The sequence below is a fragment of the Pseudomonas sp. MF6747 genome (genome assembly GCF_963890955.1).
Classification (GTDB): Bacteria; Pseudomonadota; Gammaproteobacteria; order Pseudomonadales; family Pseudomonadaceae; genus Aquipseudomonas.
On sequence record NZ_CAWPSZ010000010.1, the window covers coordinates 119,147 to 131,899 of the forward strand.

The 12,753-nt window shown below is 62.4% G+C and carries 12 protein-coding genes and 1 riboswitch; of the genes, 1 reads left to right on the forward strand and 11 read right to left on the reverse strand.

Annotated elements, in window-relative coordinates; all coding sequences use genetic code 11:
* Window positions 1–81: 81 nt before the first annotated feature.
* Genes AACW30_RS11745 through cobO form a run of 6 tightly spaced genes read right to left on the reverse strand, consistent with a single transcriptional unit; the run spans window position 82 to window position 6,063 of the window.
* Window positions 82–1,533, reverse strand: coding sequence for a cobyric acid synthase (locus AACW30_RS11745; protein WP_179609313.1), 1,452 nt, complete (start codon window positions 1,531–1,533; stop codon window positions 82–84).
* Entirely contained in the window at window positions 1,530–2,519 is a 990-nt protein-coding gene (cobD, locus tag AACW30_RS11750; RefSeq protein WP_200625069.1) for a threonine-phosphate decarboxylase CobD, read from the reverse strand. The genes AACW30_RS11745 and cobD overlap by 4 nt, the downstream gene beginning before the upstream one ends.
* Window positions 2,512–3,420, reverse strand: coding sequence for an adenosylcobinamide-phosphate synthase CbiB (cbiB, locus tag AACW30_RS11755; RefSeq protein WP_200625070.1), 909 nt, complete (start codon window positions 3,418–3,420; stop codon window positions 2,512–2,514). Before cbiB ends, cobD begins: the two co-directional genes overlap by 8 nt.
* Complete coding sequence (gene bluB / locus AACW30_RS11760; protein ID WP_106576413.1) at window positions 3,417–4,067, reverse strand: 5,6-dimethylbenzimidazole synthase; 651 nt, start codon at window positions 4,065–4,067, stop codon at window positions 3,417–3,419. Before bluB ends, cbiB begins: the two co-directional genes overlap by 4 nt.
* Window positions 4,064–5,455, reverse strand: a complete 1,392-nt coding sequence (locus tag AACW30_RS11765) for a cobyrinate a,c-diamide synthase (protein WP_200625071.1) — start codon at window positions 5,453–5,455, stop codon at window positions 4,064–4,066. Before AACW30_RS11765 ends, bluB begins: the two co-directional genes overlap by 4 nt.
* Entirely contained in the window at window positions 5,452–6,063 is a 612-nt protein-coding gene (gene cobO / locus AACW30_RS11770; RefSeq protein WP_106576411.1) for a cob(I)yrinic acid a,c-diamide adenosyltransferase, read from the reverse strand. The genes AACW30_RS11765 and cobO overlap by 4 nt, the downstream gene beginning before the upstream one ends.
* A gap of 80 nt (window positions 6,064–6,143) precedes the next feature.
* A riboswitch (cobalamin riboswitch) is annotated at window positions 6,144–6,393 on the reverse strand.
* Window positions 6,394–6,492: 99 nt separating this feature from the next.
* Between cobO and AACW30_RS11775 the strand changes: the two genes are divergently transcribed.
* Complete coding sequence (locus AACW30_RS11775) at window positions 6,493–7,806, forward strand: PQQ-dependent sugar dehydrogenase (RefSeq protein WP_106576410.1); 1,314 nt, start codon at window positions 6,493–6,495, stop codon at window positions 7,804–7,806.
* Between the two features lie 134 nt (window positions 7,807–7,940).
* Here AACW30_RS11775 and AACW30_RS11780 read toward each other — a convergent pair whose 3' ends face one another.
* The 5 genes from AACW30_RS11780 to AACW30_RS11800 all read right to left on the reverse strand — a co-directional run bounded on the left by AACW30_RS11780 (window position 7,941) and on the right by AACW30_RS11800 (window position 12,533).
* Window positions 7,941–8,480, reverse strand: a complete 540-nt coding sequence (locus tag AACW30_RS11780) for a C40 family peptidase (protein ID WP_200625072.1) — start codon at window positions 8,478–8,480, stop codon at window positions 7,941–7,943.
* Window positions 8,481–8,625: 145 nt separating this feature from the next.
* On the reverse strand, window positions 8,626–9,255 hold the full coding sequence (locus AACW30_RS11785) for a C40 family peptidase (RefSeq protein ID WP_106576408.1): 630 nt from the start codon (window positions 9,253–9,255) through the stop codon (window positions 8,626–8,628).
* A gap of 213 nt (window positions 9,256–9,468) precedes the next feature.
* Window positions 9,469–10,173 carry a DnaA regulatory inactivator Hda gene (gene hda / locus AACW30_RS11790; protein WP_017134884.1) on the reverse strand — a complete coding sequence of 235 codons (705 nt, stop codon included), beginning with the start codon at window positions 10,171–10,173 and terminating at the stop codon, window positions 9,469–9,471.
* A 203-nt stretch (window positions 10,174–10,376) separates the two neighbouring features.
* On the reverse strand, window positions 10,377–11,450 hold the full coding sequence (locus tag AACW30_RS11795) for an AI-2E family transporter (RefSeq protein WP_106576407.1): 1,074 nt from the start codon (window positions 11,448–11,450) through the stop codon (window positions 10,377–10,379).
* Window positions 11,451–11,492: 42 nt separating this feature from the next.
* Window positions 11,493–12,533 (reverse strand): DUF2066 domain-containing protein, encoded by a 1,041-nt coding sequence (locus AACW30_RS11800; RefSeq protein ID WP_200625073.1) that lies wholly within the window; start codon window positions 12,531–12,533, stop codon window positions 11,493–11,495.
* Window positions 12,534–12,753: the final 220 nt, after the last annotated feature.

Here is a 12,753-nt window from a genome sequence, read left to right on the forward strand (position 1 = left end):
GTGCAACAGTTGAACCGGGGTTGGCTGGCCGGGCGCCCTCGCAGGCGAGCCGGCAGCTGATGGGGGATTGGGTGTACACCGTCAGATCCCGCATAGCTTGCGCAACAGTTCAGTGTCCAGATGGTTCTCCACCAGGTCCGCCAGGCGCTCAATGTCGCGCTCGCGCAGGGCGTGATAATCCACCTCTTGTACATCCTGCAGCCCAGCCCAACGCAGTAAAGCACTGCACGCCGCCGGGGTTTCGAACACGCCGTGCAGATAGGTGCCAAGAATCTGACCGTCTTCACTCAGGGCACCGTCACGGCGGCCGTCATCCAACAGCACGGCAGCGTTCGACAAGGCACTGCCGGAGGTCACGCCGGCATGGATTTCATAACCACTGACCTCGGCGTCCTCCAGCAGCAACCGTCCGCGCACATTGCGCAATTGTTTCTCTTGTTCCAGCGTCGTGCTGAACGCCAGTAAGCCCAGAGCCTCGCTGGAACCGGCCAAGCCTTCCAGGCCGAGCGGGTCATGCACCTGCTCGCCGAGCATCTGCAGGCCGCCGCAAATCCCCAGGACCTTGCCGCCATAGCGCAAGTGCCGCGCAATGGCAGTGTCCCAGCCGTTGGCGCGCAAATAGGCCAGATCGCTGCGCACGCTTTTGGAGCCCGGCAGGATAATCAGGTCGGCAGCCGGAATGGCCTGGCCTGGACCGATAAACTGTAAATCCACCTGGGGATGTAAACGCAGCGGGTCAAAATCCGTGTGGTTGCTGATGCGCGGCAACACCGGTACCACCACCTTGAGTACTTGGGCGGCCTTGTCGATCTGACGTTGGTCAATGCCGTCTTCGGCTTCCAGGTGCAGGTCCATCACGTAGGGCAACACGCCCACCACCGGCTTGCCGGTGCGCGCTTCGAGCCAATCGAGCCCCGGCTGCAACAGCGCGATATCACCGCGAAAGCGATTGATAATGAAGCCTTTGACCCGTGCCTGCTCGGTCGGCGACAGCAATTGGAGGGTGCCGACCAGATGCGCAAACACGCCGCCGCGATTGATATCGGCGATCAACAACACCGGGCAGTCCACCGCCTCGGCGAAGCCCATATTGGCGATGTCATTGGCGCGCAGGTTGATCTCCGCCGGGGAGCCCGCGCCTTCCACCATCACCACCGGGTAGGCCTCGCTCAACCGTGCATGGGAGGCGAGCACCGCCTGCATCGCGATGGCCTTGTAGTCGTGATAGGCCACGGCGTTCATGCTGGTCACGGCACGGCCATGGATAATCACTTGGGAGCCGGTGTCACTGTTGGGCTTGAGCAGCACCGGGTTCATGTCGGTGTGCGGCGCCAGATTGGCGGCCTGGGCCTGCACGGCCTGAGCGCGGCCGATTTCGCCGCCCTCAGCGGTGACGGCGCTGTTGAGTGCCATGTTCTGTGGTTTGAACGGCACCACGCCAATGCCTTGGCGTACCAGCCAACGGCACAGCGCGGTCACCAGCGTGCTTTTACCGGCGTCAGACGTGGTGCCTTGCACCATCAACGTACTCATGCGGCGTCCTTGTAAGCGGCCAGGGCCTCATCGAGTCGCAACCAATCGGCCTCAGTGTCGGGCAGACCGAAGCGCAGGCTGCTGTCGTGGGCAAACAGGCGCAGCAGAATGCCGCGTTGGGCCATGAATTCGTGCAGGCGTTCGGCGTGCGGGGTGATCAGCCATTGGAACAACGCGCAGCCGCCCTGGGGCTCAAAACCGTGCCGCTCAAGCAGCGCAAACAAGCGCTGGCCAGCCTCGATACAGCGATGACGCTGCTCGGCATGCCCGGCCGTATCGCGCAGGCACACCTGGCCAAGCACCCGCGTCGGCCCACTGACTGCCCACGGGCCAAGCTGTTCGGCCAACAGCTTGAGCAGCTTGCGTTCCGCCAGCACAAAGCCCAGGCGCACACCGGCCAGGCCAAAGAACTTGCCGAATGAGCGCAACACAATCAGGCCGACTTGATGGGCCTGGCTGGCGAGGCTCAATTGCGGGGTCACGTCCATGAACGCTTCGTCCACCACCAGCCAGCCGCCACGCTGGGCCAGCCGTGAGTGCCAATCGAGCAGGCGCTGCGGCGGCAGACTCAGGCCGGTGGGGTTATTCGGATTGACCACCACCAGCACGTCGAGGCCGTCGAGAAAAAAGTCGACTTCCTGCTCCTGCACTTCGCGCACCACGTAACCGGCGCGGCGCCAGGCTTCGGCGTGTTCGGCATAACACGGCGACAACACGCCGACCTTGCCGGAGCGACGCAAGCGCGGCAGCAACTGAATCGCCGCCTGGGAACCCGCCACCGGCAACACGTGGGCGGCGCCGTAGTACTCGCTGGCGGCCTTTTCCAGGCCGTCGTCGGTTTCCGGCAATCGCGCCCAGGCCCGCAGCGGAATCTCGGGAATCGGCCACGGCCAGGGCGCCAGGCCGCTGGACAGGTCGAGCCAGTCCGCCTCGGCAATCCCGTACTCAATCACTGCCTTACGCAGCCGGCCACCGTGCTCAAGCATAAAATTGCGCCCCCGCGCACAGGATCAACAGCCATAACCATACGCCGCGCTGCACCAGTTGCCAGCCACGCTCGATGGCGTCGGCATCGGCCGCCGGGCCTTCGCCTAACTGCGCACGCTGATGCAGCTCGCCGTGATAAATCGCCGCCCCGCCCAATTCAACACCCAGAGCGCCCGCACCGGCCGCCATCACCGGCCCGGCGTTGGGGCTGTCCCAGGTCGGTGCCTGGGTGCGCCAGCATTTAAGCGCCAGGCGGGTTTTGCCGAGTACCGCGTAGGTCAACGCCACCAGACGCGCAGGAATGTAGTTGAGCACATCGTCGATTTTTGCCGCCGCCCAGCCGAAACGCTCAAAGCGCTCGTTGCGATAACCCCACATGGCATCAAGGGTGTTGCTCAGGCGATAAAGCACCACGCCGGGCACGCCGGCCACGACAAACCAGAACAGCGCGGCGAACACCGCATCGCTGCCGTTCTCGAGCACCGATTCAGTCGCAGCGCGCGCGACTTCAGTGCTGTCCAGTTCGCTGGTCTGACGGCTGACGAGGTAGCTCACGCGTTTACGCGCTTCTTCCAGGTCACCGCTGCGCAACGCCTGGGCGACTGGAAGCACGTGCTCGCCAAGGCTGCGCATGCCCAGCGCCATGTACAGCGCCAGAATCTCCAGCACCCAGCCGATATACGGCGCCCACGACAGCACGGTGGCCAGCAACGTCAGCGGCACCACCGCGATAAACCAGGCGGTCACGCCATGGCTGCGCCACCCGCGGCCGCCGCTGTTGAAACGTTGCTCGATACGCCCGGCAAAGTTGCCGAACGCCACCAGCGGATGCCAGCGCCTGGGCTCGCCCAGCAGCGCATCCAGCGCCACCGCAGCGACACACAGCAAGGCCACACTCATTGACTCACTCCCCACACATTCTCATACACCATGTCACTCAGCGGCCGAGGCTCGGTCCAGCCTTCGAGTTGCAACATCGGTGCCGGGTAGAACTCGGCCACCGGGCCCAGGCACAACACCGCCAAGGGCTTTGCACCCGCCGGCAGCCGCAGCAGATCGGCCAGGGCCTGGGGTTCGAACAACGAAACCCAGCCCATCCCAAGGCCTTCGACGCGGGCGGCCAACCACAGGTTCTGGATTGCACAGGATAACGAGGCCATGTCCATTTCCGGCAAGGTGCGCCGGCCAAAGATGTGGCGCTCGCGATCATCCATCAGCGCGGCCACCAGCACTTCGGCGCAGTCATGGATGCCTTCGACCTTGAGCTTCATGAAGTCGTCGGAGCGCTGGCCCAGGGCCTCGGCGGTGCGCACGCGCTCTTCTTCCACCAACTGTTGGATTTGGCCGCGCAGCGCGCGGTCGCTGATTCGGATGAATCGCCACGGTTGCATCAAGCCGACGCTGGGCGCCTGGTGTGCGGCCTGGAGCAGGCGTTGCAGCAACTCGGGGGCCACGCTGCCACCGATGAAATGGCGCATGTCGCGGCGTTCGGCGATGGCGCGGTAGACGGCGTCGCGTTCGGCTTGGGGGAAGGCGTTGTCCGTCATGGCCTCTTCGCGAGCAAGCCCGCTCCCACATTGGATTGAGTTTCAACTCGGTCAGTTGTGGGAGCGGGCTTGCCCGCGATAGCGGTCTCAGGGCTAGGCGCAAACAATGCAGCCACCGCCGCCGGATTGGAGGGGAAATAAAAGTGCACGTAGGAAGCCGTCATCCGCCCCTGCCTGTAAACCGCTTCGGCGCCACGCCCGCCATTAGGGCTCAAGCCTCGGGCGATCGGCGCCCATTCGGTGCTGGTCAGCGAATGATGATAGGTATGGCCGCGCAGCACGCCTTCCGGCAACTCGACACTTTGCAAAGCCAGCGCCGCCAGCTTCTTTTGCATCACCGCGTCGCCCTGCAGCAGGCCAACCAATTCGGCACGGGTGCCGTCGACATCGGTCAGCGAGTCCAGCAGGTAGAGCATGCCGCCGCACTCGGCGAGCAACGGCTTGCCTGCCGCGTGATGCGCGCGAATGGCGTTAAGCATCGGGGTGTTTTCCGACAGCGCCTGGTGGTGCAATTCCGGGTAGCCACCGGGCAGGTAGAGGCTGTCGGCCTCAGGCAATTGGCTATCGTGAATCGGCGAGAAGAAGCGCAATTCGGCGCCCATCGCGCGCAGCAGGTCGAGGCTGGCGCCGTAGGTAAACGCAAAGGCTTCGTCGCGGGCCACGGCGATGCGCACGCCCGCCAGCAGCGGCTCGGCCTCGATCACTTCGGGCGCGGCGAACGTCACCGGTGGCGGCACGGCGACTTCGCAGCTGCTGCCCAGGGCTTGGGCGGCGGCGTCCAGGCGCATATCGAGGTCATTCAATTCGCTGGCTTGCACCAGGCCCAGGTGGCGGCTGGGCAACTCGATGCCGGTTTCACGCGACAACGCGCCGTACCAGCGCAGGCCTTCAGTGAGGCTGCCTTCAAGCAATTGCGCATGGCGCAGGGTGCCAACGCGGTTGGCCAGCACGCCGGCGAACGGCAGGTCCGGCTGATAGCGCGCCAGGCCCAAGGCCAGCGCGCCGAAGGTCTGGGCCATGGCGGTGCCGTCGATCACGCCCAGCACCGGCACACCAAAGTGCCGCGCTAGGTCGGCGCTGGAGGGCGTGCCGTCGAACAGGCCCATCACGCCTTCGATCAGGATTAGGTCAGCTTCGCCCGCCGCTTCCCACAGCAAACGGCGACTTTCCTGCTCGCCGACCATCCACATGTCCAACTGGTACACCGGCGCACCGCTGGCGCGCTCGTGAATCATCGGGTCGAGAAAGTCCGGCCCGCACTTGAACACGCGCACCTTGCGTCCCAGGTTGCGGTGCAAACGCGCCAGCGCCGCGGTGACGGTGGTTTTGCCCTGGCCGGATGCCGGTGCGGCGATCAGTACGGCCGGGCAATGACGGGGCTGGTTCAAAGTTCGACGCCCTTCTGTGCCTTGATACCGGCCTGGAACGCGTGCTTGAGCATGCCCATTTCGGTGACGGTGTCGCCCATTTCGATCAACTCGGGCTTGGCGCCACGGCCGGTGACCACCACGTGCTGCATTGGCGGGCGGGCTTGCAGGTCGCTGAGTACCTGGTCCAGATCAAGGTAGCCGTGCTTGAGGGCGATGTTCAGCTCATCCAGCACGACCAGGCCGATCGACGGGTCTTGCAGCAATTGGCGCGAAACTGCCCAGGCGGCTTCGGCGGCGGCGATGTCGCGCTGGCGGTCCTGGGTTTCCCAGGTAAAGCCTTCGCCCATCACGTGAAAGCGCACTTGCTCGGGGAAGCGACGGAAGAACAACTCCTCGCCGGTGCTGTTGCGCCCCTTGATGAACTGCACCACGCCACACTGCATGCCATGGCCCATGGCGCGGGCGAGCATGCCAAACGCCGAGCTGCTTTTGCCTTTGCCGTTGCCGGTCAATACCAGCAACAAGCCGCATTCGTTCGGGGAATTGGCGATGCGTTCATCGATCACGGCTTTTTTGCGCAGCATGCGCGCCAGGTGGCGTTCGTCGCGGTCGGGGGAATCGGTCATGGCAGCTCTCCGTTGGGGCTGGACAAAAAACGGCGGGCAGGAAAATAGACACACAGACAGCCAAGCATCGCCCACCGTGATGCTGTTGGATGATCCAGGCCGGTCTCCGGGCTCATGAGTGGCGCTTGCTCAGCGAGCGAGCAGGCCGACGGCGCGCCTTCCCATATCACGCGGATACAGTGGCAAAAGGCACCGTCTTGACTCATTTACCGTTGCGGGGGCAGCGCCGGAATCGCGGCAGCACTGTGTACAAGTGCGCTCACTCACCGGCTTCCCTGTTTCACTCTGTCGACCCACAGGTCACAGAGCACCTGGAACAAGCCGCGAAGGTTAGTGGGTTGGGGGTGGAGCGTCAATTAAAGCCGGCCTTGCACTTGAACGATCGGACCGGCAAACGCCTCTACCCTTACAGGTATCAAGGAGAAAACCATGCATAAAACCAGACTTGCCTTACTGATCATGCTCGCAGGCACCCTCGCCGCCTGCGGTGAAAGCTCTACTCTGCAGGTGTCCGACGGCACCGGGCCTTCACCCAAGCTGCCGGAGCCAAACAAAACCCTGATCCCCACGGTGAACATCGCCCCGGCGATTGGCTGGCCAGACGGCGCGAAGCCGACAGCTGCCGCCGGCACTCAGGTCGCGGCGTTTGCAGAAGGCCTGGATCACCCGCGCTGGCTGTATGTATTGCCCAACGGCGACGTGCTGGTGGCGGAAACCAACGCGCCGCCCAAGCCGGATGACGCCAAGGGTATTCGCGGCTGGGTGATGGAGAAGGTCATGGGGCGCGCCGGTGCCGCCGTGCCGAGCCCGAACCGCATCACCCTGCTGCGCGATGCCGACCACGATGGCGTGGCCGAGACCCGCACTGTGTTCCTGGAGAACCTCAACTCGCCGTTCGGCATGACCCTGGTCGGCAACGACCTGTACGTGGCGGACTCGGACAAACTGCTGCGCTTCCCTTATCAGCCGGGCGAAACCGCGATCAAGGCCGCCGGCACCAAGGTGGTCGACCTGCCGGGTGGCAGCATCAACCACCACTGGACGAAAAACGTGGTGGCCAGCAAGGACGGCAGCAAGCTGTACGTGAGTGTCGGCTCCAACAGCAACGTCGGCGAAAACGGTCTGGCAGCCGAGGAAGGCCGCGCGGCGATCTGGGAAGTCGACCGTGCCACAGGCCAACACCGTATTTTCGCCTCCGGCCTGCGCAACCCCAACGGCATGGCGTGGGAACCGCAGAGCGGCAAGCTGTGGACGGCGGTCAACGAACGCGACGAGATCGGCAGCGACCTGGTGCCGGACTACATCACGTCGGTCAAGGATGGCGCGTTTTATGGCTGGCCATTCAGCTACTACGGGCAACACGTGGATGTGCGCGTCACGCCGCAGAACCTGGACCTGGTCGCCAAGGCCATCGCTCCGGACTATGCCGTGGGGCCGCACACCGCGTCATTGGGCCTGACCTTCGCCGAGGGCAGCAAACTGCCGGCGCAGTTCAGCAACGGCGCGTTTATCGGCCAGCACGGTTCGTGGAACCGCAAACCGCACAGTGGCTACAAGGTGATCTTCGTGCCGTTCGAAGGCGGCCAACCCAAAGGCCAGCCGGTGGATGTGCTGACCGGGTTTCTCAACAGCGATGAGAAAGCCATGGGCCGACCGGTCGGCGTAGTGATTGATCAGCAGGGAGATTTGCTGGTAGCCGACGACGTAGGGAATAAGGTGTGGCGGGTGTCGGCAGCCAAATAGCCGATCTCGGGTACAGCGCAAACCAATGTGGGAGCGGGCTTGCTCGCGAAAGCGGAGTGTCAGCCATCAGGCGTATCGACTGATCCACCGCCTTTGCGAGCAAGCCCGCTCCCACATCGGGATCTGCACGCGCCTTACGGGTTGCGCGCCAGATTCGCCGGTAACACGCGCTTGGCGCTCAGGTAGGCATTTTGCCAATAGGCTTTGGACAGCGTATCCAGCTTCACCGTGCCGCCGGTCTGCGGTGCATGCACGAATCGCCCTTCGCCCACGTAGATACCCGCGTGGCTCACTTGTGAGCCGCCGCCAGTGGCAAAGAAAATCAGGTCGCCGGTCTGCAGGTTATTTTCGCTCACGTCCTGGGCACGCATCACGATCAATTCACGGGTGGTGCGCGGCAGGCTGATGCCCGCAGCGTCACGGTAGACAAACCCGATCAGGCCGCTGCAATCAAACCCGGAGTCCGGCGTGTTGCCGCCCCAGCGATAAGGCGTGCCCACCAGGCCCAGCGCACGGAAGAGCACGTCTTCGGCGGCCGGCGAGAAATTTTGCGTGGAGTAATTGAACACCGGCTTAGGCTTGACTACTACGGGAGCGGGCGGCGGTGGATGGCTTGCGCAGGCGCTGAGGAGCGCGGCGCAAACAAGAAGAATGAGGCGGGCTGAGGTCGACATGGGCAGAACAATCCTGGTCTGGATGCGGCTTTTCGCTGCCGAACGCTGAAAACCAGAACGCGCAAGCAAAGCTCGCGCGAACGGATTACAACAATATCCAGGGATTCTAGCGCTTACACGTCAAACTTCAAGTATCACTTTAACTTTACTTGCTAGCGGTAACCGTCGTCGGGGCCATGGCGAGTGCACGCTTGGCTTCGATGAAGGTTTTGCTCCAGTAACTGTCACCCAGGTTGTCGACGCGGACACCGCCACTGCGACGGCTGCTGGAGTGAATAAACTGGTTATCGCCCAAGTAGATACCGGCGTGGCTGACACGACCACGGCCCGCCGTACTAAAGAAAAGCAGATCACCGGGCTTGAGGTTGTTGCGTGCGACCAACGGTGCATCCACGTTGATCATTTCGCGGGTCGAGCGAGGCAGGTTCATGCCGGCTTCTTCACGAAACAGGTAGCCGATGAAGCCGCTGCAGTCGAAACCGGCTTCAGAGGTACCGCCGAAACGGTAACGGGTACCGATCAGGGACATGCCGCGTTCAAGAATGCTGTCGGCCAGAACTGGAAGCTGGTAAGGCTTGCTGCCGGCGAAGTCGGCGAGTTCTTTTTCAGTTGCAACTTCTTCCTCGTAAACAGTGGAAGACTGCGTTGCAACGAATTTTGCCTGGGACTGTTGTGCTGGTTTTTGCTGCTCAGCCACGTTTTGAGTGTGGGTGGCGCAACCAAACAACAGGGTAACGAGTGCGAGAGGCACGAGGGGTGCGAAGCGATTTAGCATGGGCACGACCGTGGCTGGTATGTAAAGAAGTCGAGACTATGCCCACTATCACATCGATTTGCAAATTCAATCGTGATCTAAGTGACTTCTTGTTTGAACGATGACATCTAACCGCTTAACACCCATTACACGCCTTTTGCGTGGCCAAAGCGGCCCAAACGCAGGTTTTCTGGCGCCTGAAATTTGCCGGAAGCCGCGCAATACAAGGGCTGGCTACCAGCCGAGGGTTTCTTTGAGGAAGGGTATGGTCAGCTTGCGCTGAGCCTGCAGCGAGGCCTGATCGAGCTGTTCGAGCAAATCGAACAATGCACTCATGCTGCGGGTGCCGCGGGTGAGAATAAAATGCCCGACTTCGTCGGTAAGGTGCAGGCCGCGACGGGATGCACGCAATTGCAGGGCGCGCAATTTGTCCTCGTCGGACAATGGGCGCATCTGGAAGATCAGTGCCAGGGTCAGGCGCGACTTGAGGTCGGCCAGCTTCACCGGCAGTTCACGCGGCGAGGTAGACGCGGCGATCAACAGGCGCCGGCCACTGTCACGCAGCCGATTGAACAGGTGGAACAGCGCCTCTTCCCAATCCGCCTTGCCGGCGATGGCCTGCAAATCATCCAGGCACACCAGCTCGTATTGCTCCAGGTGATCGAAGATGCCGATACCACGGTCCATCAACTCCGCCAACGGCAGGTAAACCGCCGGTTCGCCCATTTGCTCGAAGCGCAGGCACGCCGCCTGCAACAGGTGGGTACGCCCCACGCCGTGCTTGCCCCACAGATAGATCAGGCTTTCAGTCCACCCGGCGTCGGCTTCGCAAAGCCGCTCGACATAGCCGAGTGCAGCGGCATTGGCGCCTGGGTAGTAATTGATAAAGGTGGCGTCGTCACGCAGACGCACACCCAAGGGCAGCTGAATCGGTTTCATGCTGACTGAACGGCTCCAAACGAACCGTTAGTGGCCTCTGTGTAAAGTTTGCAAAGTTTATACCCGTGACGCCGGGCGCACAATGCAGCAGACCACAAGCAAAATCAAAGGTTTGCGTTAACTTGGGCGATTTGCGCAAATTGTTTGACACCCCGCCCGTAGAAACAACAAACCCGGCCTGGGCCGGGTTTGTGACGAAGCGGTTACAGATCGGGGTCTTCGACCCCGGTGTACACATCCGAATCCTTGTACAGATCATGCACATGGCGCACCAGCACCATGATCACCGCCGCCACCGGCAGCGCCAGCAGGATGCCCGTAAAGCCAAACAGCTCACCGCCTGCCAGGATCGCAAAGATCACCGCCACCGGGTGCAGGCCGATCCGGTCGCCCACCAGCAAGGGCGTCAACACCATCCCTTCAAGGGCTTGGCCGACCATAAAGACTGCAACAATCCCGAGCATCGGGTACAGGTCGCCGCCAAACTGGAACAACCCCGCCACCAGCGCCGCGCCAATCCCGATCACAAAGCCCATGTACGGCACGATGGCAGCCAGACCGGCAATCAAGCCGATCAACAGGCCCAGCTCCAGGCCGATCGCCATCAACCCCGCGGCGTAGATGATTCCCAGCGCGAGCATCACCAGCAACTGGCCACGCACGAACGCGCCCAGCACCTCGTGGCACTCCTCCGCCAGCGAGACGATGCGCTCCTCGTTGTTGCGCGGCAGCAGGCTGCGGATCTTGGCCATCATGATGTCCCAGTCACGCAGCAAGTAGAACGCCACCACCGGAATCAGCACCAGGTTGGTCAACCAACCGATCAACGCCAAACTGGACGCCGTGGCCTGACTGAGCACGACACCGACGATGTCGGTGGTCTGGCCCATGTGGTCACTGATCGCCGCCTTGACCTTGTCGAACTTCCAGAAGCCGTCCGCCAACCCCAGCTTGGCCTGCGCCCACGGCATTGCCGTGTGCTGCAGCCAGTCAAGCATCTGCGGCGCCAGTTCATACAGGCGAAACAGTTGCTTGGCCAGCATCGGCACCAGCACCAATACCAGCGCGGTGATGATCAACGTGAACAAGGCAAACACCGCCACCACCCCCAAGGTGCGCGACAGGCCGGCCTTCTCCAGGCGATCCACCACGGGATCGAACAGGTAAGCCAGCAGCAGCGCGACCAGGAACGGCGTCAGGATCGAATGCAGCAAGAACACAAAAACGCACAGCAGGACAATCCCGCCAAGCCACACCCAACGACGCGTATCCGCCATAAACCACTCCATTATTTGCTTCTATCTATATAGGAAGAACAGTTACCACCGAAAACGCAGCTGCGCCTGAGGTTCAGGTGCTGCGGGCGCCTGCGCACCCTCCGCCACCGGCGGCTGAACAGCAGCTTCGCCCGCAGGCACTTCCTGCAACTTGGCCAGGCCCAACTGGGTACGCAATTGATCAGCACTGCCGTTGACGCGGTACACAATGCGAGTGCCGTCGACCAACTGCGGCTGACCACCAAAAGGTTCGAGCAGATGGCCCAGTGCAGCGTAGCGCTCCAGGTTCATGCCCTGCACTTCGAGCAATTGTTCACTGCTCACGCCGGGCTTGACCGCAAAGCGTGGCGCCAGCTTTTGGCTGACAGCCAGCAATACGGCGTCGGCCACGGCAGCGGTGTCGGCGCCCTGCGCGGTGCCTTGCTCAGTTTTGTCGCCCAACCACAGGCGCCATTTGGCCTGCCACTGGTTGCCTTCCTGACGGGCGTGCACCGCGAGCAACGCGTCGGCACCGTAGCGCTCGGAGGCTGCACGCAGTGGCGTGGCATCGGCGCTTTCCAGATTCGGCGCGGTGGCGACGACCTGCTCATCCAGATCACCCAGCGGCAGGCGCAACGGCAAACCTCGGTGTTGCGCCGCACGGCGCAAGGCACCGGCAACGGCTTGACCATCACCCACCAGGCTGCTGCCTTCGGTGGAGTCGTTCAGCCACCAGCCGAGAATCGACGGCCGATTGCTGCCCCAGATCGACAGGCCCGCTGCACGCAGGGCGCGATCGGTGCTCACCGGGTCGAAATCCACTTGCAGGCTCTCTGGGGGACCAGCGTCGTAGCCATACTGGCTGATGATTTGCTGCGGATCTTTGCGAATCGCCGCCAGGCCCGGGCCTTCGGCAGCTTTGGCGTCGCCAGTCAAACGGATCACCAGGGTTTGCACGGCACGCTGGGTGGCCTGGTCGCGCTCTTGGGGCGACTGGCTGCTGACCGGTTCAAGTACTTGATACAGGCCATTGAGGGTTTCGGCATGACTCGCCAGGCTGACCAACGACAAGCAGCCTACAAAGAAGAATTTACACAGACGCATGGAAGATTCCCGAACGACAAATTTAGCGGCTGGAACAGACCGCGTGAACCCGGCTTGCCAGGCTGTGACCACAGCAGCCGGTAAAACATTCACAGGGTCGCGGTAAGTTTTCGTACTGTCATAACGATAGCGGGTTAAAGGCTATACCTTAATACGCGCCATCACAGAGACGATTAGCAATTTTTTAACCGCGCTTTTTAACCTTTATGGCCCTGCCCGT